The organism is Oceaniglobus sp. K40-3, assembly GCF_055808395.1.
Window position 1 is genome coordinate 1,276,285 of sequence record NZ_CM147868.1, and the last position, 20,187, is coordinate 1,296,471.

Below are 20,187 nucleotides of genomic sequence, written 5' to 3' on the forward strand. Positions count from 1 at the left end.
TGGGGCCGCCCATCCCCAGCATAACAGGAAGATTGCCATGCTTATTCCCGGACAGCCCGTTCCCGAACTGACCCTGCCCCGGGTTGGCGGGGGGACAATGGACCTGCACAAGGATCTTGGCCCCAAGGGCGCGTTGCTGATTGTTTACCGGGGGCTGCATTGCGGAATCTGTGTGCGGCAATTGGCAGACGTGGCCGGACGTAGCGGCGAATTCGATGCGCTTGGGGTTTGCCCCATCGCGATCAGCACCGACACCGAAGAAAAGGCCGTTGCCTTTGTTGCCAAAGCCGCCTGTGATGCGGTGCCCGTGGGCCATTCGTTCAGCCCGCGCGCGGCGCGCGATGATTGGGGGCTGTGGGTTTCGCCCGCGCGCCCCGGGTCACAGGAGCCAGCGTTTTTTGCCGAGCCGGGGCTGTTTCTGATCAACGGTGATGGCACGTTGCAAACCGTGTGGATTCAATCCGCGCCCTTTGCCCGCCCGACGCTGGACGATGTTCTGGCCTGCATCAAACACCAGCAGGACGCACAATATGCGCCCCGTGGCACCTACTGTGGTGCCTTGCCCGACTGAACCGGGCGCGCGACCAACCGGCCGCCGGGCGCGCGCAGCACGGGTTTCAGCCCGGCGATCAGCATATCCCACACCGCCGCCACACGCGGGGTGCGCCGCACCCGTTCATGGGCGGTCAGCCACAGGGGCAGGCCGGGCATGGGCAGATCGGGCAGGATCTGTTCAATCCCCGGATCACGCAGGGCCACCGGACATTGCGCAAAGCCGATCCCACAGCCCGCGCGCACCAGCTCCCAATACACCGTCTGATGATCGCAGCGGATGGTGAAATCGTCGCGGGTGACGTTCCAGCCATAGGATTGCATCCCGCGAATGATGATTTCGTTGCGGTCATAGCCGATCAGATCGTGCTGTCGCAATTCCTCAAGCGTCGTGGGACGGCCCCGCCGGTCAAGGTATCCGGGGGTGGCATAAATACCGAGAGGCAGATCGCCCAGATGATGAACAATCATTTCCATCTGTTCGGGGCGATACATCCGCAGAGCGATATCGGCCTCGCGGAACAACAGGTTTTGTGAACTGTCGTTGGCCACGATTTCGACCGTGATTTCGGGGTGGCGTTCGCGCATTCCGGCGATAATTGGCGGCAGATGGTGGTGGGCGGTAAATTCGCTGGCGGTAACGCGCACAGTTCCGGCCAGGGTTTCGGCATTGCCTGCGGCGATCAGGGCCATACGCCCCGCCGCGTCCTGCATGGCGCGGGCCGGGGCGATCATGGCCTGTCCTGTCGCGCTCAGGGCCATGCCGCGCGGCTGTCGGGTGAACAGGGTCGTGCCCAGTTGCGCCTCAAGGCTGTGAATCTGCCGGCTGACCGTGGGCTGGCTGCTGGCCAAAGCGCGGGCAGCGGCGGATAAAGAACCGGTGTCGGCCACGGCCACAAAGGCCTGAACCAGCGACCAGTCGAGCGAGGCGAGAGGATTAACCATTCAAAAATGAATACACGACCTACGGATTTTCGCAATTCCGAAACACCGGTGAATGTCAGATCATGGGGAAGGTTCGCAATCCAAGGAGAGACAGATGAGCAAACGGGTGTTGATACTGGGCGCCAACGGCAGGTTCGGGCGCCACGCCGCCGAGGCATTCTGGAACGCCGGGTGGCGGGTGACACTGTTCAACCGTGCCACGGATGATCTGGCGGCACAGGCCATCGGGCAGGACGTGATCGTCAATGGCTGGAACCCGGCCTATCCCGATTGGGCGCGCGATTTGCCGGGGCTGACGGCACGGGTGATCGCGGCGGCCCGGGTCAGTGGTGCCCTGGTGGCGATCCCCGGCAATGTCTATGTTTACGGGGCAGGGGCGCCGCCCGTGCTGCACCCCACCACACCCCACCGGGCCACCAATCTGTTGGGGCGGCTGCGCATTGACATGGAGCGTGCCTATCGCGAGGCGGGCGTGCGCTGCCTTATCCTGCGGGCGGGTGATTTCATTGACACCCGGGCCAGCGGCAACTGGTTTGACAAGGTGCTGACCGCGGGTTTGGGCAAGGGGCGGTTCAGCTATCCCGGTGATCTGGACGCGCCCCACGCCTTTGCCTTTCTGCCCGACATGGCACGGGCGATGGTGGCCCTGTGCAATCAGCCAGACCGGTTGCAGCGGTTCGAGGATGTCGGGTTCCCCGGCTATACCCTGACCGGTCGCGCCTTGGGGCAAGCGGTGGCGCGCGCATCAGGGCGTGACGTCAGGATCGCGCAGATGTCATGGGCGCCGTTGCGCCTGCTTTCGCCGGTCTGGCCGATGGCGCGCCACCTGTGCGAAATGCGGTATTTGTGGGATATGGCGCACCGGCTGGATGGCGCGCGGTTCAACGCGCTGCTGGCCGATTTCAGGGAAACTCCGATGGCTGATGCCGTGGCCCTAGGGATCAAGCACCAGATCGACCCAGACCAACCGGTGGCGCGACGCGCCGTTCCCGTTACCGCCCAGTAGCGGGCGCAGCGGGTCATCCGGCGCGGGCCAGAACACGCCCGCGCCCGCGACCTGCCAGTCGGCCGAAGGCAGGATATAATCAACGCGCAGATTGCCCGGGTCATCGTCGTTCGTGTCATTCCAGTCGGCCGTGTCCAGCGCCGGATCGCCCCGGTGCCGGCCATTGGCGCCGCCATCGGCCATGGCCGCAACCGGGCCACCGCGGGATTCGGGCCGGGGGTCTTGCAGCCGGGGATCGGCCAGCAAGGCGGCAAGGGCACCCGAGCGGCCATCGCCATCGACCGGATCAAGGTTGGCATCGCCAATCACCACGAAGGCGCCCTTTGGTGGGGCCTGATCAAGTGTGCCATCGAGATAGCGCAGCCAAAGCGCGGTTTCATCGTGGTTGCGCCGGCCGTTCATATCCTCGGGGCCATCGAACACCGGCGGCGATCCGTGCCATGTCAGCAGGTTGAGCGTCTGACCATTCTCAAGGGTCAGCGCGACATCCCAATGGGCGACCGACGATAACCTTTGGATTTGCTGTGCCTGTGACGATGGAAAGGGCGCGCCATCTTTGCGCGGTGCGATCGCGCCGGGCAGATCGGCCCAACGCAATGCGGTGAAACTGTGGGTTCGGGTCAGATCAATGGGCAGGCGTGACAGCACGGCCATCCCCCCTTCGCCCGCAAACTGGCCATAGCCCTGCGCATCGCGTGGCTCGCCCGTGTGCCCGTTGCCATCCATATCCAGCCCCGTTGCAACGCCGCTGTTCGGCAGCAGGGCGAACCGGTGGGGCATCCCGTGGCCCGCCTTGGCAAAAAGCCCGGCAAGGGCAGTAAGCGCCAGCCCGTCGAAATCATAATCCACTCCCTGCAGCACCAGAACATCCGGCGCCACATGGGCGACGATTCCGGCGATCAGTCGGGCCTGTTCGTCGTCGCGCTCGGTCAGATCGCGCAGTAACAGCCCCGGTCCCTTGCGGGCGAGTTCGACGTTGAATGTGGCAATACGCAGAGTGTCGGCGCAGGCCGGGGCGGCAAGGAACAGCGCGCTCAGAAAGGCGGCGATCAGGCGGGCAGCAGGCCCGCGTCGGTGATTGGCGTTTCGCGGCGCTTTGCCTCGATCATCGCCGCGATCCGCGACATGGCAATGCCACGCATCAACAATGAGGCAGGCAGAAAGGCCCATGCAGTTACCGTCCAGATCAGGGTTTGCGGGTTGGTTGTCGAAACCGACCCGAACAGATCAGATGCCGAGGATACCACCGAAGGCATCAGGAAAGGCAACAGAATTCCTATGGCGATGTTCACATAGGAATCGCGCCGCAACCGCCCCACGACCTCGCCGCCTGATGTGGGGTCGAAGGTGGGCAGATTGACCCAGACGTTGAAGCTGCCGTTATGAAGCGGCCAGCGTTGCAGGCGCATGGCAACCGCAAACACCGCGAGCGAGATCAGAGAAATCAGATAGGACAGCCCCGCCATCGCCCGCAGCAAATCAAGCCGTTCCATTGGTGCGTTTTCGGGCAACATCAGCACCACAAGCCGCACCGGGCTGTAGGGAAAATCGATCGCCCGGGCGATGAGAAGACCGACGGAATGGACGAATTCGGCCAAAAGGCTGGGATGCGTGGCGCCCTTGAGGACGACAGCCAGCAGGAAAACCGTGAGAAACAGGCTGGTGAACCGGATTCGGTTGAACGGCGGGGCATCACGGAATTCGTAAAGGCAGGGATAGGAGGAATTATATTCCATTGCGGTAAGAACGGCCGCAAAGATAGCGACCAGCATGACAACCTGCGTTGTGTCTGTCGAAACCCCAGGCAGCAAAAGCGCCGGCGTTGCAATCAGCAGCGCCACCAGGAATCCCCTGAGACAAGCGCCAAAGAGTCGCGAAATCATTGCCATGTACCCTCAACCTGGACGGGTGCGATACGATGCCGCGCCCTTGTTCCAAACTGTTCCCGCGTAATGTGGCGGGGTGCCTCATTGTTGCCCAAGTTTTGCCCACTTTCACTTCGGTTCTCAACGTCTTGTTAACCTTGATGAAAATTTCAGGTCTTTTAAGGGAATAACTGGTGCGCCTTTGCATCATTGTTTCGATGAAAAAAAGGCAGCCTGTGGGGCTGCCTCAAAATATTGTGGTTGCGCCCGGGGTGGGCACAATCGGGGTGGCGTCAGACCCAGGGGCGCTGCTGGGCGGCCGCGGCCTCGAATGTGTCGATGGACGCGACCTTTTCCATTGTCAGTCCGATATCGTCCAGCCCGTTCAGCAGGCAGTGCTTGCGGAAGGCATCGACCTCAAAGGCGATCTCGGCCCCGTCCGACGTGGTGATGACCTGATTCTCAAGGTCGATGGTCATGCGCGCGTTCTGGCCCTTTTCGGCATCTTTCATCAGAATATCCACCTGCTCTTGCGGCAGGGGGATGGGCAGGATGCCGTTCTTGAAGCAATTGTTGAAGAAGATGTCGGCAAAACCGGGGGCGATAACGCAGCGGATGCCGAAATCCTTGATCGCCCAGGGCGCATGTTCGCGTGATGACCCACAGCCAAAGTTATCGCCCGCAACGAGGATCTCGGCGTTGCGATAGGCGGGTTTGTTCAGCACGAATTCAGGGATCTCGTTGCGGTCGTCGTCATAGCGCATCTCGTCGAACAGGTTCACACCCAACCCCGAGCGTTTGATCGTTTTGAGAAAGTTTTTGGGAATGATCATGTCGGTGTCGATGTTGATCATGTCCATTGGCGCCGCGACGCCGGTGAGTTTCTCGAATTTTTCCATCGTTTTTATCCTTTTCGAACCGCATACCGCTCTTCGGTCCTGTCGTCCCTCATCGCTGTGGCGTGCGAAGAGGGACGTAAGGACCGATGAGCGGGCGTGATTACATCAATTCCCGCACATCGGTCAGACGACCGGTAATGGCGGCAGCGGCGGCCATGGCCGGGCTCATCAGGTGGGTGCGTCCGCCCCGGCCCTGACGGCCCTCGAAATTGCGGTTCGACGTGGCGGCGCAGCGTTCGCCCGGGGCGAGCTGATCCGGGTTCATCGCCAGGCACATGGAACAGCCAGCAAGGCGCCATTCAAACCCGGCATCCTTGAAAATATCGGCCAGCCCTTCTTCCTCGGCCTGGGCGCGCACGAGGCCCGATCCGGGGACGATCATCGCGCGGATGCCGTCCTTGACCTTTTTGCCTTTCAGGATCGCAGCGGCGGCGCGCAGATCCTCGATCCGGCCATTGGTGCAAGAGCCGATGAATACCGTGTCGATGGCAACCTCGGACAGCGGCGTTCCGGCGGTCAGGCCCATGTATTCGAGCGAGCGGCGCGCAGCATCCACTTTGCCGCCCGTGAAATCCCCGGCAGCGGGCACATTCGCCGTGATCGGCAGCACATCTTCGGGCGAGGTGCCCCAGGTGACGACCGGTGCGATATCTTCGCCCGCGATGGTGACGATCTTGTCCCAATGGGCATCATCGTCGGATTGCAGGGTTTTCCACCAGTTCAGCGCCGCCTCCCATTGGGCGCCTTTCGGGGCGTGGGGGCGGCCTTTGCAATATTCAAATGTCGTCTCATCTGGCGCAATCAGGCCAGCGCGGGCGCCGCCTTCGATGGCCATGTTGCAGACGGTCATCCGCCCTTCCATTGAAAGATCGCGGATCGCTTCGCCACAATATTCGATCACGTAACCGGTGCCCCCGGCGGTGCCGGTCTTGCCGATCACCGACAGGGTGATGTCCTTGGCGGTAACACCGGGCGCCAGCTTGCCGGTGATTTCCACTTTCATATTTTTGGACTTACGCTGAATCAGCGTCTGGGTGGCCAGAACATGTTCCACCTCGGATGTGCCGATACCATGGGCCAGCGCGCCGAATGCGCCATGTGTGGCGGTGTGACTGTCACCGCACACCACTGTCATGCCCGGCAGGGTCCAGCCCTGTTCGGGGCCGACGATATGCACGATGCCCTGACGCACATCTGACACCGGGTAATAGTGAATGCCGGTATCCTTGGCATTCCTGTCCAGCGCCTCGACCTGAATGCGGCTTTCTTCGTTCTCGATTCCCTTGGCGCGGTCCAGCGTTGTGGGCACATTGTGATCGGGCACGGCGATGGTTTTGTCCGGTGCGCGCACGCTGCGGCCGGACATGCGCAGGCCTTCAAAGGCTTGCGGGCTGGTCACTTCGTGAACCAGATGCCGGTCGATATACAGCAGGGTGGTGCCATCTTCGGCCTCGTGGGCGACATGGGCATCCCAGATTTTGTCATAGAGTGTTTTGGGGGACATGGTTTTTGTCTTTCGCAAAGGGTGGGCGATGGATACGGAACCGTGGCGCGCTGTCAGAGACGCGCGAGAACGCTGAGCGTTGCGCCGAAAAACCGCCAGGGCAGGCGCGCACGATCATCCATGTCGAAAACCTGAGTCATGAGCACGAGATACAATGGCCCGGTGTTTCCCGCAAGATCCTTTGGGGATCCCCGCACGTCACCCCCCCGGGGGGCGCGGGCTGGCCAAGCCCAGAGGGACAAGCCGGAAAGCGCCACGAAAAAGGCCCTCAGTGCCCGGGTCGCACAAATGACAGGATTATGGTTGGCGCAGATGGGCCGTTGCAGGCGCAGGCCCGGGGTCGATGCTGCATATGTCCGGCGAATTTCCCCGGACCCGGGCCGGTTTCATGTGCGTGTTACAATGCGCTGCCACTGCATGGGCGCATTGACCTTTGACTTGCGCAGAGCGTGAGGCCAAGCTGTTTGCAATCAAAAACCTCAGGGGGATTCTCATGACCATCCGTCTTCTTTCCACCGCCGCTGTACTGGCGCTTTCGGCGGGGACAGCCTCGGCCGACTATTCACTGACCATTCTGCACACCAACGATTTTCACGCCCGGTTCGAACCCATCACCAAGTACGATTCCGTTTGCGCGCCCGATGACAACACAGCGGGCGATTGTTTCGGTGGGTCGGCCCGTCTGATGACCGCAATCACCGAAGCACGGGCGCGCAGCGACAATTCCATTCTTGTGGATGGTGGCGATCAGTTTCAGGGCACGCTGTTCTATACCTATTACAAGGGCAAGCTGGCCGCCGAGATGATGAACAAGATGGGCTATGACGGGATGACCGTGGGGAACCACGAATTCGACGATGGCCCCGAGGTGCTGCGCGGTTTTGTCGATCTCGCTCGATTTCCCGATCGTGATGAGCAACGCCGATATTTCCGGCGAAGATCTGTTGAAGGATGCGATCAAGAAATCCGTGGTGATCGAAAAGAACGGCGAAAAGATCGGGCTGATTGGCCTGACCCCGGTGGACACTGATGAGTTGTCCAGCCCTGGCCCCAATGTGATTTTCACCGACCCCAGCGATGCCGTGCAGGGTGAGGTGGACAAGCTGACCGAACAGGGTGTGAACAAAATCATCGTCCTGTCACATTCGGGATACAAGGTTGATCAGACCGTGGCGGCCAATACCACGGGTGTCGACGTGATTGTCGGGGGACATACCAACACCCTATTGGGCGATATGGACGGGGCCGAGGGCGCCTATCCGACCATGGTGGGTGATACCGCCATCGTGTCGGCCTATGCCTATGGTAAATTTCTGGGCGAACTGAACGTTACCTTTGATGATGCCGGTGTCGTGACAGCCGCCACCGGCGCGCCGCTGATTCTGGATGGCGCCGTAAACGAGGATGCGGCCACCAAGGATCGTATCACCGAAGCCGCCAAACCACTGGAAGAGATTCGCAACAAGGTGGTGGCAGAAGCCGCCGAAGCCATCGAGGGTGATCGTACAATTTGCCGGGCGCAGGAATGCGGCATGGGCAATCTGATCGCTGACGCCATGTTGGCGCGGGTGGCCGATCAGGGCATCCAGATCGCGTTTCAGAACTCGGGCGGTGTGCGCGCCAGCATTGATGCCGGTCCCGTGACCATGGGTGAAATTCTGACGGTTCTGCCGTTCCAGAACACTCTGTCGACCTTTCAGGTGACGGGCGCGACCATGCTGGAGGCGCTGGAAAACGGCGTAAGTCAGCACGCCGACGGCGCGGGCCGGTTCCCACTGGTGGCGGGGATGACCTATGCCTTTGACCCGAGCAAAGACGTGGGCAGCCGGATTTCCGATGTGATGGTTGGCGGTGAACCGATCGACCCGGCCAAGACCTATGGCGTGGTGTCCAACAATTACGTCCGCAACGGTGGTGATGGGTATTCGATGTTCCGTGACGCCAAGAATGCCTATGACTTCGGGCCGGATGTGGCCGATGTGTTGGCCGAGTACATGATCGCGCACAGCCCGGTTAAAACCGATGTCGGCGGACGCATCACCCAGAAGTAAACGATCAGCGGCCCTGTTCCGGTGCGGGCAGGGCCGCCAATCGAGCAAGCCTATAGCGTTTCGACTTAACCTTGAATCGCTTGTTCGCTGCCTCTCCCTTCGGTCGAACGCGAAAAGCGATCTGTGATGTTTCAATGTAAAGTCGAAACGCCTTAGTCGTGTGATTTGGCAAAGGCGGCCTGTTGTTCCGGGGTCGCGTCTTTCTGATGCAGGGCTTTCCACTCTGCGAAGGGCATTCCATAGAACGCTTCGCGCCCTTCCTCCTTGGTCATTTCGACGCCGCGTTCATTTGCGGCCTCCTGATACCAGCGGCTCAGGCAGTTGCGGCAGAACCCGGTCAGGTTCATCATGTCGATATTCTGTACGTCCGTCCGTTTCCCCAGATGATCGCGCAAGCGGCGAAAGGCGGCAGCTTCGAGTTCGGTTTGAAGGTCCATGGTGTTCTCCTGACATATGATCAAAGGGTGGAAGGGCGGCGCCCATTCGTCAAGCGGGCCTGGCCAAGCCAGGGCCGGTGGCCGGTTCTTCATCATTTCTTTGCAGATTTCTGGCACGAAACATGCAGGATGTCAGTGCCAGTTGTACCGCTAACATTTTTGGGTCATAACCGCCGCGACCCATCAAAACGATGACCTGTATTAAGGAAAAGGCCCCATGAGACGCCTTCGCAACGTCAAAATCGTCGCCACGCTTGGCCCCGCCTCCAATGATTATGACACGATCCGCGCCTTGTTTGAGGCCGGCGCAGATGTGTTTCGCCTTAACATGAGCCATGGGGACCACAGCGAAATCGCTGCGCGCCATGCCATCATCCGGCGAATCGAAACCGATCTGGGGCGTCCGATTGCAATTCTGGCCGATCTTCAGGGCCCGAAACTGCGGGTGGGAACCTTCGCCAATGGCGAAGAGGAACTGAGCGTCGGTCAAAGTTTCCGTCTGGATCTGGACGAGGCCGAGGGTGACAATACCCGCGTTCGCCTGCCCCATCGTGAAATCTTTGAGGCGCTTGAACCGGGGTCGACCCTGCTGGTGAATGACGGCAAAATCCGTTTGATCGTCAAGGATTGCGGCAGTGACTTTGCCAATTGCGAAGTGTTGGTCGGCGGGGTGATTTCCAATCGCAAGGGCGTGAACGTGCCCGATGTGGTGCTGCCGCTGGCGGCTTTGTCCGCGAAAGACCGCAAGGATCTGGAATTTGTCTGTGAACTGGGGGTAGACTGGCTGGCCCTGTCGTTTGTGCAGCGGCCCGAAGATGTGGCCGAGGCGCGGGATCTGGCCTATGGCCGCGCGGCGATCCTCAGCAAGATCGAAAAACCATCTGCGGTTGCCAACTTTGACGCCATCCTCGCCGCCTCTGACGGTATCATGGTGGCCCGGGGTGATCTGGGCGTCGAATTGCCGGTGCAGAATGTGCCGCCGATCCAGAAACGACTGGTGCGCAAAAGCCGCGCGGCGGCCAAACCGGTGATCGTGGCGACGCAGATGCTCGAATCGATGATCGAATCACCGATGCCCACCCGCGCCGAAGTTTCTGATGTCGCGGCTGCCATCTATGAAGGTGCGGATGCGGTCATGCTGTCGGCGGAATCCGCCGCGGGCGGTTTCCCGATCGAAGCGGTGCAGACGATGAACGCCGTCGCCATCGAAGTGGAAAGTGACCCGACCTATCGCGAGGTGATCGAGGCAAGCCGGGGAGGGCGCAAGGAAACCGTGGCCGATGCCATCGTTTCAGCGGCCCGGGAAATCGCGGAAACCACTGAAATCAAGGCGATCTGCTGTTTCTCGCAATCCGGCACCACCGCCAGCCTGGTGGCACGCGAACGGCCTCGGGTGCCGATTCTGGCGATGACCCATGTGGAAAGCACCGCGCGGCGGTTGTGCCTCACCTGGGGATTGCATTGTGTGATGACGCGCACGGTTGACCGGTTCAAGGGCGCGGTTGTGGCCTCGGTGCGGGCGGCGCAGGCCGAAGGTTTTGCCACACGCGAGGACCAGATTGTCATCACCGCCGGTGTGCCGTTCAACATTCCGGGCACCACAAACATTCTGCGTGTGGCGCCCTGCGAAGAAAGGTTGATTTTCGCGGGCGATCCTGAATAACATTGTAAAACCTGTGGTTGGAGGCGTGCGTGGATCCCGATATTGCCATTGTGCTTGGCGTCATCTGTCTTGCGCTTGCCATTCCATCCCTGCTGTCGGCCTTTTCCGAATCCCGGTCGCCCCGCGCCGCCATGGTTTTGATCGTGCTGGCCGGGGTTTCGATCTACTGGGCCGTCAATCATCGGCCCAGTGGCTATACCCTGAATGATATTCCCGGTGCGTTTGTGCGGGTTGTCGGTATGGTGACCCGCTGAACCGGTTGCTTTTGGGCTTGTCAGTTTTTCATGTCCCCCCTATACGGCCCTTTCTGTCGTGCGTCCGGCCAATGTGGCATGCCGAGTCGCGCGTAAACCCGACCCAAAGAACAGGAGACGGAAATGCCCAAGATGAAGACGAAATCGAGCGCCAAAAAGCGCTTTAAGGTGACTGCAACCGGCAAGGTTGTCGGCGGCATGGCGGGAAAACGCCACGGTATGATCAAGCGCAGCACAAAGTTCATCCGTGATGCCCGTGGCACACGCGTGCTGAGCGAGCCTGATCAAAAGCTTGCTAAATCCTACATGCCATACGCCCGTTAAGGAGACAGATCCATGTCGAGAGTTAAAGGTGGAACCGTCACCCACGCCCGTCACAAGAAGGTCATCAAGGCCGCCAAAGGTTATTATGGCCGCCGCTCCACGGCGTTCAAGACCGCAACACAGGCGGTGGACAAGGCCAACCAATACGCCACGCGCGACCGCAAGAACCGCAAGCGCAATTTCCGCGCCCTGTGGATTCAGCGGATCAACGCCGCCGTGCGCAGCCACGATGAGGCGCTGACATACAGCCGCTTTATCAACGGGTTGTCCCTGGCCGGTGTCGAGGTTGACCGCAAGGTTCTGGCCGATCTGGCCGTGAACGAACCCGACGCATTCGGTGCGATCGTGGCCAAGGCACAGGCCGCGCTGGCCGCCTGATCGTTACCACATTGCCGAAAACGGGGCCGCTCCTTTTGGGGGCGGCCTTTTTCGTTGTGGAACCTTCCAGCGCAGGAGGGGCGTTTTCTTTTCACAGACAGCATGCACGCGCACCGTGCAGCCCCGGGAAGGAGAGCCATGATGAAACCGTCCTATGTGCGTTTCGCCGCCATGATCGCCACATCGACCCTGGTAATGTTCGGGCTGATGTATCTGAACACTTACGCCGTTGAACATGTGATGTTCAGCCAGACGCGGATGTGGATGGCGCTTTACATGGGGGCGGCGATGGCTGTGGTGATGCTGGCGTTCATGATGGGGATGTATACGAACCGAAGGATCAATCTTTCGATCTTCACGGGCGCGGTCATTGTGTTCGGTGCCGCGCTCTATCTGGTGCGCAGTCAGGATACCGTGGACGATACGGCCTGGATGTCGGCGATGATCCCGCATCATTCGATCGCGATTCTCACCAGTGAACGGGCGGATATTTCCGACCCGCGCGTGCGCAAGCTTGCGGATGGAATCATCGAGACACAGCGTCGCGAGATCGCCGAGATGAAGGCCCTTTTGGCCGACCTGCGCGGTGGTCCGGTCGCCACCCCGGAAATCGACGGAAAGTGAGGAACCCCATGGCCAGTGATACCCCAAAGACAGCCCGCCTTTACCGCATGGTGATGCCCGATCACCTTTGTCCCTATGGATTGAAATCCAAGGCCCTGCTTGAGGCGAAGGGATACGAGGTGGAGGATCACCATCTTGAGACGCGCGCCGAAACCGATGCCTTCATGGCCGAACACGGGGTGCAGACTACGCCGCAAACCTTTATCGATGGTGAAAGGATCGGCGGCTATGACGATCTGCGCGCCCATTTCGACATTCCCCTGACCGGCGAGGATGATACCACCTATACGCCGGTGATCGCCCTGTTCGGAATGGGGCTGGCCATGGCGCTGGCCGCCAGCTGGGCGGCCTTTGGCACCTTGCTGACCCTGCGGGCGGGTGAATGGTTTATCGCCATTTCCATGTGTCTTCTGGCGGTGCAAAAGCTGCGCGATGTCGAAAGTTTCTCGACGATGTTCCTGAATTACGACCTGCTGGCGCGGCGATGGGTGCCCTATGGATACCTCTATCCGTTCGGAGAGGCCTTGGCCGGTGTTCTGATGATCGCGGGGGCGCTGATCTGGCTGGCCGCACCTGTGGCGCTGTTTATTGGCGGAATCGGGGCGGTTTCGGTGATCAAGGCGGTCTATATCGACAAACGCAGCCTGAAATGCGCCTGTATGGGGGGCAGTTCGAATGTGCCGCTTGGTTTTGTATCGCTGACCGAAAACCTGATGATGGTGGCGATGGCCCTGTGGATGCTGCTGAAATAACCGCAAACTTGCAAGCGGCGCCGCAACGGGATAGCTGACAGCGCAACCCATATCTTCGGAGATCGCCATGGACGCGCTGAGACAGAAATACCTGAACGAGGTGGCCGGGGCGGCAGATGAATCCACGCTGGAGGCGGTGCGTCTGGCGGCCATCGGCAAGAAGGGCGAAGTTTCCCTGAAAATGCGAGAGCTGGGCCGCATGACCCCCGAAGAACGGCAAGTGGCAGGGCCGGCCCTGAACGCCCTGAAGGATGAGATAACATCGGCAATTTCCGCGCGAAAACAGGCGCTTGGTGATGCGGCACTGGAAGAACGCCTGCGCGGTGAATGGCTGGATGTCACCTTGCCGGGCCGGGCGCGCGGCGCGGCCATGGGCACGATCCACCCGGTTTCCCAGGTGTGGGAGGAAGTGACGGCGATCTTTGCCGACATGGGCTTTGCTGTGGCCGAAGGGCCGCAGATTGAAACCGATTTTTACAATTTTGATGCCCTGAACATCCCGAGCCATCACCCGGCACGGGGCGAAATGGACACGTTTTATATGCACCGGGCCGAGGGCGATGAACGCCCGCCCCATGTGCTGCGCACCCACACCAGCCCGGTGCAGATCCGCACCATGCAGGAGCAAGGCGCGCCGATCCGCATCATCGCGCCGGGCCGGGTGTATCGTGCCGATTACGATCAGACCCATACGCCGATGTTCCATCAGGTCGAAGGCTTGGCATTGGACAAGGATATTTCCATGGCCAACCTCAAATGGGTGCTGGAAGAATTCTTCACCGCCTATTTCGGCACCACGGTGAAAACCCGCTTCCGCGCCTCGCATTTCCCCTTCACCGAACCAAGCGCCGAGGTGGACATTCAGTGTTCATGGCAAGATGGCCAGGTGCGCGTGGGCGAAGGTGACGGTTGGCTAGAGGTGCTGGGCAGCGGCATGGTCCACCCCTCGGTTCTCAAGGCCGGGGGCATTGACCCCGACCAATGGCAGGGCTTTGCCTTTGGCATGGGAATCGACCGTATCGCCATGCTGAAATACGGCATTCCTGATCTGCGGGCGTTCTTCGACAGCGACCTGAGGTGGTTGCGGCATTACGGGTTCTCGCCGCTGGCTGTGCCAACGCTGCACGGGGGTGTGTGATATGATCCGACATAGTGGCTTTGCAGGGGCGATACCGCAGGAGGCAGAATGAAACTGTTCCGTCATGAGGTAAGACAGCAATCTGCTGAAAGCCGCCGTCTTTATGCTTTGTATGAATTGGCGCACACGCTGGCCGATTTCGCTGCGGCCCTCTGTTTTCTTGTCGGGTCTGTCATGTTCTTTCAAGACGCATGGCAATATACAGGAACATGGCTGTTTGTTGTCGGCTCGCTTCTTTTTGCGCTGAAGCCGACCTTGCGCCTGAGCCGGGAGATACGGCTCTATCACATGGGCGATTATTCCGATCTATCCGACCGCGCTGAATAACCGAAAGCTGACCGATGAAATTCACCCTCTCCTGGCTCAAAGAGCATCTCGAAACCACCGCCTCTGTTGACGAGATCACGGAAGCCCTCACCGATCTGGGGCTTGAGGTCGAAGGCGTCGAAAACCCCGCCGAGCGGCTTTCGGCCTTCACCCTCGGCTATGTGAAATCGGCGGAAAAGCATCCCGATGCGGACCGTTTGAACGTCTGTCAGGTGCAGACGGCCGATGGTGATTTGCAAATCATCTGTGGCGCGCCCAATGCGCGGGCCGGAATTACCGTGGTTGTGGCCAAACCGGGCACCTATGTGCCGGGCATCGACACGACCATTCAGGTGGGCAAAATCCGCGGTGTGGAAAGCCACGGGATGATGTGTTCGGAACGCGAAATGGAACTGTCCGAGGAACACGACGGCATCATCGAACTGCCCTCGGGTGAGGTGGGCCAGCGGTTTACCGATTGGCTGGGCGAACATGATCCGGCCCGCGTCGATCCGGTGATCGAAATCGCGATCACACCCAACCGGCAGGATGCCCTTGGCGTGCATGGCATCGCCCGCGATCTGGCGGCGCGGGGGTTGGGGCGGCTGATCGAGACACCGATCAAACCCGTGGCAGGGGCGTTCCCCTGTCCGGTGTCTGTCGCCATCGACGACGACACGCTTGACGGTTGCCCGCTGTTCACCGGGCGGCTGATCCGGGGGGTGAAAAACGGCCCGTCGCCCGCCTGGCTGCAACAGCGGCTCAAGGCGATCGGGCTGCGCCCGATTTCGGCGCTGGTGGATATTACCAACTTTTTCACCTACGATCAAAACCGGCCTTTGCATGTGTTCGACGCGGACAAGATGCAGGGCAATCTGCGGGTGCATCGCGCGGCAGGGGGCGAGGCCCTGATGGCGCTGGATGACAAGGAATACACCTTTGCACCCGGCATGATGGCGATTTCCGACGATACCGGCGCCGAAAGCATTGCGGGCATCATGGGCGGCGCGCCAACCGGCGTGTCGGATGAAACCGTCAACGTGTTTGTGGAATCCGCATGGTGGGATCCGGTGACCATTGCCCACACGGGACGGGCGTTGAAAATCAACTCGGACGCGCGGTATCGGTTTGAACGGGGGGTGGACCCGGAATTCACCCTGCCGGGCCTTGAGGCGGCAACAAGTATGGTACTGGACCTGTGCGGCGGTGAGCCGTCCGAGGTGGTAGTGGCCGGTGCGGTGCCGGACCATTCCCGCGCCTATCCGCTGGACACCGACCGGGTGCAAAGCCTGGTCGGCATGGAGATTTCGGCTGATGTGCAACGCGCCTCTCTTACTGCGCTGGGCTTCGTGGTGGACGGCGACATGGTGCAGGTGCCCGGCTGGCGCCCCGATGTGCGCGGCGCGGCGGATCTGGTAGAGGAGGTGGCGCGCATCGCCTCGCTGACCCGGCTCAAGGGGCAACCCATGGCGCGGGCGCAGGCGGGCGTGCCGAAACCGATCCTGACGCCGATGCAAAAGCGCGAACAGGTGGTGCGCCGGACGATTGCGGCGCTGGGATACAACGAATGCGTGACCTACAGTTTTGTCGACGGGGCCACAGCGGCGCTGTTTGACGGGGGCGACGCGGCGACCCGGCTGGAAAACCCGATTTCCGCCGATCTGTCCCATATGCGGCCCGCGCTGTTGCCGGGCCTGTTGCAGGCGGCGAAACGCAATCAGGCGCGGGGCATCGCCGATATGGCTCTGTTCGAGGTCGGCCCCGCCTTTCATGGCGGTGAACCGGGCGAACAGCACATGCAGGCCACGGGGCTGCTGATCGGGCGCACAGGGCCAAAGGATGTGCATGGCGACGCACGCGCAGTCGATCTCTACGATGTAAAGGCCGACGCCGAGGCGGCGCTGGCCGCCATGGGCGCCCCCGCCAAGGTGCAAATCCTGCGCGGCGCCAACGATTGGTGGCATCCGGGGCGGCATGGCAAGATCTGTCTTGGGCCGAAAAAGGTGCTGGGGGTCTTTGGTGAGCTGCACCCGCGCATTCTGAACGCGATGGGCGTGAAGGGGCCTGCCATGGCCTTCACCCTCTGGCCCGGCGAAATCCCGATGCCGCGCAATACCGGCGCCACCCGCGCGCCGCTGATCCTGTCCGATCTGCAATCGGTAGAGCGGGATTTCGCCTTTGTGGTAGATGCAGACGTCGAGGCGCTGACCCTGACCAATGCGGCAGCAGGGGCCGACAAGGCCCTGATCGCCGATGTACGGGTGTTTGACCAATTTGTCGGTGGATCCTTGGGTGAGGGGCGAAAATCCCTGGCAATCACGGTGCGCCTGCAACCGAAAGAGACCACCCTGACCGACAAGGACATCGAGGCGGTTTCGGGCAAGATCATTGAAAAGGTCGCCAAGGCAACAGGCGGCACATTGCGCGGCTGAACGCGGAAAATGAGTATTTGAGTCAGTAAAAAGCCGGTTATTTTTTACTGATCCAAATACTCCCGCCGGAGGCATCCGACACACAAGGAGAGTACGATGTTAAAGGTTTATCTGTCCGGTGAGATTCACACGGATTGGCGAGAACAGATCATCAAAGGGGCCAAGGGGCTGGACGTATCGTTTGACAGTCCGGTAACCGATCACGGCGCAAGCGACGATTGTGGCGTGGCGATCCTTGGGGCCGAGGACAACAAATATTGGCACGATCACAAGGGCGCCATGGTTAACGCAATCCGCACCCGCAAGGGCATTGCCGATGCGGATGTGGTGGTTGTGCGCTTTGGTGACCAATACAAGCAATGGAACGCGGCGTTCGATGCGGGCTATGCCGCTGCGTTGGGCAAATCGTTGATCATCCTGCACGGTCCGGATCACGCCCATGCGTTGAAAGAAGTGGACGCCGCCGCATTGGCCGTGGCGCAAGAGCCGCGTCAGGTGGTTGAGATCCTGCGCTATGTTTTGACAGGCGCTTTGCCGGAGTGAACTTTTCGGGGCGAGGTCTGATCCTCGCCCCGGTATTTATGTTTAGTCCCGGGCGGGGATGTTTTTGCCCTTTTCCACGGCGGGGCGGGCATAGAACCGCTTGTGCCATGCCACGATATTGGGGTTATCGTCCCAACCGAGGGCATCCTTCACCCCATAGTAATCCAGCCCGTTCAGCCAGGGCACAAGGGCGATATCGGCGATGGAGAATTCGCCGGTGATCCAATCCTTGCCCTCCATCTGCTTTTCCATCACGGCCAGCAGGCGCTTTGCCTCGTTGATGTAGCGTTCGCGGGGGCGCGGGTCTTCGATTTCGGCACCGGCGAATTTGGCAAAGAACCCAAGTTGCCCGAACATCGGGCCAACGCCACCCATCTGGAACATCAGCCACTGGATGGTCAGTGCATTTTCCGTCGCGGTCTGGCCCATCAGTTTGCCGGTTTTTTCAGCCAGATAGATCAGGATTGCGCCGCTTTCGAACAGGCCGATCGGCGCGCCGTCGGGGCCGTTCGGGTCGATGATTGCGGGGATCTTGTTGTTCGGGTTCAGCGACAGGAAGGCATCGCTTTTCACATCTTCGTCGGCCAGCGTGACCTTGTGCGCCTCATAGGGCAGGCCCAATTCTTCGAGCGCGATGGATACTTTCACGCCATTGGGGGTGGGGAAGGAATAGAGTTGGATCACGTCCGGGTTGGCGGCGGGCCAACGTGTGGTGATCGGGAAGGCGGAAAGATCGGCCATGGAGAGTCCTTTGAATGTCAATCCCGCTACACCTAAGCGATTTTCCGGTCGAAAAAACCACTACAGCTGTGGAAATTGCTGCTATCACCTGTGCGGTAACGAACCAAGTTGCAGACAAACAGTGAGTGGGGACAGTTGTGATCAACGAATTCAAGGATTTCATTGCCAAAGGCAATGTCATGGATCTGGCGGTTGGTATCATCATCGGCGCGGCGTTTACCGCCATCGTGAAAAGCCTTGTTGGCGATTTGATCAATCCGATCATCGGGTTGATCCTGGGTGGGGTCGATTTCACCAGCATGTATGTGGTGTTGTCGGGCGAGGTTGCGTCGGGGACGGGGCTGGAGGCCGCACGCGAAACGGGGGCCGCGATTTTTGCCTATGGCGCCTTCGTCACCGCCTGCATCAATTTCCTGATCATTGCCTTTGTGGTGTTCATGCTGGTCAAATCTGTGAACCGGCTGAAATCGGCCGCTGAAAAGCCGGATGATGTGGTGCCCGAGGTGAAAACCGGCCCGTCCGAGTTGGACGTTCTGTTGGAGATCCGGGATCCCTTAAACCCCGCTGACACCAGATTTGGCAGTCGTGGCAAGGCCCGCCGGTTTGGCGGGCCTTTTTTGTTCGGACTCAGATTTTCAGCGCCAGCTTGGGCGACAGAACATCCCGTTGCAGGGCAACCCCCACGGGATGGTTGGTCAGCTTTCCGGCATGGACGTTCAAGCCAGCCAAAAGGTGGGGATCGTCTTCGCAGGCCTTGCGCCAGCCCTTGTCGGCCAGGGCCAGCATGAAGGGCATCGTTGAATTGCTGAGGGCGAGGGTCGCGGTGCGCGAGACGGCGCCGGGCATGTTGGCGACACAATAATGGACGATGCCGTCCACCTCGTAGGTGGGGTTTTCGTGGGTTGTCGCCCTGGAGGTTTCGAAACAGCCGCCCTGATCAATGGCCACATCCACGATGACCGCGCCGGGTTTCATATCCGACAGTTGCGCGCGGGTCACCAGTTTCGGAGCGGCGGCGCCAGGGATCAGGACCGCGCCGATCACCATATCGGCGGTGGCCACCAGTTCGGCCGTGCTTGCGGCACTTGCGAACCGGGTCTTGAAACGGTCGGCGAAAACGTCGTCCAGATGGCTGAGCCGGGGCAGGGAACGGTCAAGCACCGTCACATCGGCCCCCATGCCTGCGGCGATGCGCGCCGCCTGCGTCCCGACCACGCCGCCACCGATCACCACCACTTGCGCCGGGCCGACACCGGGCACGCCGCCCATCAGAACGCCGCGCCCGCCGTTGGCCTTTTGCAGCGCATAGGCCCCGACCTGAGGCGCCAGTCGCCCGGCCACTTCGGACATGGGCGCCAGCAGGGGCAGGCCGCCCCGGGCATCGGTCACGGTTTCATAGGCGATGCAGGTCGCGCCCGAGGCCAAAAGATCGTCGGTCTGGGCCGGGTCGGGGGCCAGATGCAGATAGGTGAACAGAAGCTGACCTTCGCGCAGCATCTTGCGCTCAATGGCCTGAGGTTCCTTGACCTTCACGATCATATCGGCCTGTTCGAACACCTCGGGGGCGCTTTGCGCCATGCGCGCCCCGGCCTGAATGTAATCATCGTCGGTAAATCCGGCGCCATCCCCGGCGCCGGTTTGCACGATTACGCCGTGGCCGTGGGCCACCGCCTCGTGTGCTGCGTTCGGCGTCAGGCCAACGCGAAATTCCTGTGGTTTGATTTCCTTGGGGCAACCAATCAGCATCTTAACCTCCCTGTTTATATCCTCACC

20 protein-coding genes and 2 pseudogenes are annotated in these 20,187 nt (G+C 60.7%); 14 read left to right on the forward strand and 8 right to left on the reverse strand.

Annotation, left to right across the window (positions count from 1 at the left end; all coding sequences use genetic code 11):
* Window positions 1-37: 37 nt before the first annotated feature.
* On the forward strand, window positions 38-571 hold the full coding sequence (locus AC0L7P_RS06565; RefSeq protein WP_473434986.1) for a redoxin domain-containing protein: 534 nt from the start codon (window positions 38-40) through the stop codon (window positions 569-571).
* Here the strand turns inward: AC0L7P_RS06565 and AC0L7P_RS06570 are convergent.
* Entirely contained in the window at window positions 547-1,497 is a 951-nt protein-coding gene (locus AC0L7P_RS06570; protein ID WP_473434987.1) for a LysR family transcriptional regulator, read from the reverse strand. The two genes, AC0L7P_RS06565 and AC0L7P_RS06570, sit on opposite strands and share 25 nt — an antisense overlap.
* Before the next feature lie 94 nt (window positions 1,498-1,591).
* Here AC0L7P_RS06570 and AC0L7P_RS06575 point away from each other — a divergent pair, with 94 nt between their 5' ends.
* Window positions 1,592-2,503, forward strand: coding sequence for a Rossmann-fold NAD(P)-binding domain-containing protein (locus AC0L7P_RS06575; RefSeq protein WP_473434988.1), 912 nt, complete (start codon window positions 1,592-1,594; stop codon window positions 2,501-2,503).
* On the opposite strand, the gene AC0L7P_RS06580 is transcribed toward AC0L7P_RS06575, so the two are convergent.
* The 4 genes from AC0L7P_RS06580 to leuC all read right to left on the reverse strand — a co-directional run bounded on the left by AC0L7P_RS06580 (window position 2,432) and on the right by leuC (window position 6,771).
* Complete coding sequence (locus AC0L7P_RS06580; RefSeq protein ID WP_473435414.1) at window positions 2,432-3,652, reverse strand: endonuclease/exonuclease/phosphatase family protein; 1,221 nt, start codon at window positions 3,650-3,652, stop codon at window positions 2,432-2,434. The genes AC0L7P_RS06575 and AC0L7P_RS06580 overlap by 72 nt on opposite strands.
* On the reverse strand, window positions 3,553-4,344 hold the full coding sequence (locus AC0L7P_RS06585; RefSeq protein ID WP_473434989.1) for a hypothetical protein: 792 nt from the start codon (window positions 4,342-4,344) through the stop codon (window positions 3,553-3,555). Before AC0L7P_RS06585 ends, AC0L7P_RS06580 begins: the two co-directional genes overlap by 100 nt.
* 317 nt (window positions 4,345-4,661) lie before the next feature.
* Complete coding sequence (gene leuD / locus AC0L7P_RS06590; RefSeq protein WP_473434990.1) at window positions 4,662-5,267, reverse strand: 3-isopropylmalate dehydratase small subunit; 606 nt, start codon at window positions 5,265-5,267, stop codon at window positions 4,662-4,664.
* Window positions 5,268-5,367: 100 nt separating this feature from the next.
* Complete coding sequence (gene leuC, locus AC0L7P_RS06595) at window positions 5,368-6,771, reverse strand: 3-isopropylmalate dehydratase large subunit (protein ID WP_473434991.1); 1,404 nt, start codon at window positions 6,769-6,771, stop codon at window positions 5,368-5,370.
* A gap of 493 nt (window positions 6,772-7,264) precedes the next feature.
* On the opposite strand from leuC, the pseudogene AC0L7P_RS06600 reads away from it, so the two are divergent.
* Window positions 7,265-8,822 (forward strand): annotated as a pseudogene (locus tag AC0L7P_RS06600) (bifunctional metallophosphatase/5'-nucleotidase).
* Window positions 8,823-8,974: 152 nt separating this feature from the next.
* Here the strand turns inward: AC0L7P_RS06600 and AC0L7P_RS06605 are convergent.
* Window positions 8,975-9,259 (reverse strand): DUF1244 domain-containing protein, encoded by a 285-nt coding sequence (locus AC0L7P_RS06605; RefSeq protein WP_473434992.1) that lies wholly within the window; start codon window positions 9,257-9,259, stop codon window positions 8,975-8,977.
* Between the two features lie 217 nt (window positions 9,260-9,476).
* Between AC0L7P_RS06605 and pyk the strand changes: the two genes are divergently transcribed.
* The 10 genes from pyk to AC0L7P_RS06655 all read left to right on the forward strand — a co-directional run bounded on the left by pyk (window position 9,477) and on the right by AC0L7P_RS06655 (window position 17,673).
* Window positions 9,477-10,922: a pyruvate kinase gene (gene pyk / locus AC0L7P_RS06610; protein ID WP_473434993.1), complete on the forward strand. Its 1,446-nt coding sequence runs from the start codon at window positions 9,477-9,479 to the stop codon at window positions 10,920-10,922.
* 29 nt (window positions 10,923-10,951) lie between these two features.
* The gene (locus AC0L7P_RS06615; RefSeq protein WP_473434994.1) at window positions 10,952-11,176 is read left to right on the forward strand and encodes a hypothetical protein; all 225 of its coding nucleotides are present in this window, start codon (window positions 10,952-10,954) and stop codon (window positions 11,174-11,176) included.
* Window positions 11,177-11,299: 123 nt separating this feature from the next.
* Window positions 11,300-11,500 carry a 50S ribosomal protein L35 gene (gene rpmI / locus AC0L7P_RS06620; protein ID WP_473434995.1) on the forward strand — a complete coding sequence of 67 codons (201 nt, stop codon included), beginning with the start codon at window positions 11,300-11,302 and terminating at the stop codon, window positions 11,498-11,500.
* A 12-nt stretch (window positions 11,501-11,512) separates the two neighbouring features.
* Window positions 11,513-11,878: a 50S ribosomal protein L20 gene (rplT, locus tag AC0L7P_RS06625; RefSeq protein WP_473434996.1), complete on the forward strand. Its 366-nt coding sequence runs from the start codon at window positions 11,513-11,515 to the stop codon at window positions 11,876-11,878.
* Between the two features lie 138 nt (window positions 11,879-12,016).
* Window positions 12,017-12,502, forward strand: a complete 486-nt coding sequence (locus AC0L7P_RS06630; protein ID WP_473434997.1) for a DUF305 domain-containing protein — start codon at window positions 12,017-12,019, stop codon at window positions 12,500-12,502.
* 8 nt (window positions 12,503-12,510) lie between these two features.
* A complete protein-coding gene (locus AC0L7P_RS06635; protein WP_473434998.1) occupies window positions 12,511-13,254 on the forward strand; it encodes a MauE/DoxX family redox-associated membrane protein in 744 nt (247 codons plus the stop codon).
* Window positions 13,255-13,321: 67 nt separating this feature from the next.
* On the forward strand, window positions 13,322-14,392 hold the full coding sequence (pheS, locus tag AC0L7P_RS06640) for a phenylalanine--tRNA ligase subunit alpha (RefSeq protein ID WP_473434999.1): 1,071 nt from the start codon (window positions 13,322-13,324) through the stop codon (window positions 14,390-14,392).
* Between the two features lie 48 nt (window positions 14,393-14,440).
* Complete coding sequence (locus AC0L7P_RS06645; RefSeq protein WP_473435000.1) at window positions 14,441-14,719, forward strand: YrhK family protein; 279 nt, start codon at window positions 14,441-14,443, stop codon at window positions 14,717-14,719.
* A gap of 14 nt (window positions 14,720-14,733) precedes the next feature.
* The gene (pheT, locus tag AC0L7P_RS06650) at window positions 14,734-17,130 is read left to right on the forward strand and encodes a phenylalanine--tRNA ligase subunit beta (protein ID WP_473435001.1); all 2,397 of its coding nucleotides are present in this window, start codon (window positions 14,734-14,736) and stop codon (window positions 17,128-17,130) included.
* Between the two features lie 96 nt (window positions 17,131-17,226).
* A complete protein-coding gene (locus AC0L7P_RS06655; RefSeq protein ID WP_473435002.1) occupies window positions 17,227-17,673 on the forward strand; it encodes a YtoQ family protein in 447 nt (148 codons plus the stop codon).
* 42 nt (window positions 17,674-17,715) lie between these two features.
* Here AC0L7P_RS06655 and AC0L7P_RS06660 read toward each other — a convergent pair whose 3' ends face one another.
* A complete protein-coding gene (locus AC0L7P_RS06660) occupies window positions 17,716-18,414 on the reverse strand; it encodes a glutathione S-transferase family protein (protein WP_473435003.1) in 699 nt (232 codons plus the stop codon).
* 137 nt (window positions 18,415-18,551) lie between these two features.
* Here AC0L7P_RS06660 and mscL point away from each other — a divergent pair.
* Window positions 18,552-18,971 (forward strand): annotated as a pseudogene (gene mscL / locus AC0L7P_RS06665) (large conductance mechanosensitive channel protein MscL); the annotation flags it as partial.
* 70 nt (window positions 18,972-19,041) lie between these two features.
* Here the strand turns inward: mscL and ald are convergent.
* A complete protein-coding gene (gene ald, locus AC0L7P_RS06670) occupies window positions 19,042-20,160 on the reverse strand; it encodes an alanine dehydrogenase (protein ID WP_473435004.1) in 1,119 nt (372 codons plus the stop codon).
* Between the last annotated feature and the right edge of the window lie 27 nt (window positions 20,161-20,187).

What these genes read in the sequence shown, in the direction of transcription:
- leuC (WP_473434991.1), bottom strand. Translation starts at nt 6,771, where the DNA reads ATGTCCCCCAAAACACTCTATGACAAAATCTGGGATGCCCATGTCGCC.
- pheS (WP_473434999.1), top strand. Translation starts at nt 13,322, where the DNA reads ATGGACGCGCTGAGACAGAAATACCTGAACGAGGTGGCCGGGGCGGCA.
- rpmI (WP_473434995.1), top strand. Translation starts at nt 11,300, where the DNA reads ATGCCCAAGATGAAGACGAAATCGAGCGCCAAAAAGCGCTTTAAGGTG.
- AC0L7P_RS06635 (WP_473434998.1), top strand. Translation starts at nt 12,511, where the DNA reads ATGGCCAGTGATACCCCAAAGACAGCCCGCCTTTACCGCATGGTGATG.
- pheT (WP_473435001.1), top strand. Translation starts at nt 14,734, where the DNA reads ATGAAATTCACCCTCTCCTGGCTCAAAGAGCATCTCGAAACCACCGCC.
- AC0L7P_RS06575 (WP_473434988.1), top strand. Translation starts at nt 1,592, where the DNA reads ATGAGCAAACGGGTGTTGATACTGGGCGCCAACGGCAGGTTCGGGCGC.
- AC0L7P_RS06645 (WP_473435000.1), top strand. Translation starts at nt 14,441, where the DNA reads ATGAAACTGTTCCGTCATGAGGTAAGACAGCAATCTGCTGAAAGCCGC.
- AC0L7P_RS06605 (WP_473434992.1), bottom strand. Translation starts at nt 9,259, where the DNA reads ATGGACCTTCAAACCGAACTCGAAGCTGCCGCCTTTCGCCGCTTGCGC.
- ald (WP_473435004.1), bottom strand. Translation starts at nt 20,160, where the DNA reads ATGCTGATTGGTTGCCCCAAGGAAATCAAACCACAGGAATTTCGCGTT.
- rplT (WP_473434996.1), top strand. Translation starts at nt 11,513, where the DNA reads ATGTCGAGAGTTAAAGGTGGAACCGTCACCCACGCCCGTCACAAGAAG.
- pyk (WP_473434993.1), top strand. Translation starts at nt 9,477, where the DNA reads ATGAGACGCCTTCGCAACGTCAAAATCGTCGCCACGCTTGGCCCCGCC.
- AC0L7P_RS06630 (WP_473434997.1), top strand. Translation starts at nt 12,017, where the DNA reads ATGATGAAACCGTCCTATGTGCGTTTCGCCGCCATGATCGCCACATCG.
- leuD (WP_473434990.1), bottom strand. Translation starts at nt 5,267, where the DNA reads ATGGAAAAATTCGAGAAACTCACCGGCGTCGCGGCGCCAATGGACATG.
- AC0L7P_RS06660 (WP_473435003.1), bottom strand. Translation starts at nt 18,414, where the DNA reads ATGGCCGATCTTTCCGCCTTCCCGATCACCACACGTTGGCCCGCCGCC.
- AC0L7P_RS06565 (WP_473434986.1), top strand. Translation starts at nt 38, where the DNA reads ATGCTTATTCCCGGACAGCCCGTTCCCGAACTGACCCTGCCCCGGGTT.
- AC0L7P_RS06570 (WP_473434987.1), bottom strand. Translation starts at nt 1,497, where the DNA reads ATGGTTAATCCTCTCGCCTCGCTCGACTGGTCGCTGGTTCAGGCCTTT.
- AC0L7P_RS06655 (WP_473435002.1), top strand. Translation starts at nt 17,227, where the DNA reads ATGTTAAAGGTTTATCTGTCCGGTGAGATTCACACGGATTGGCGAGAA.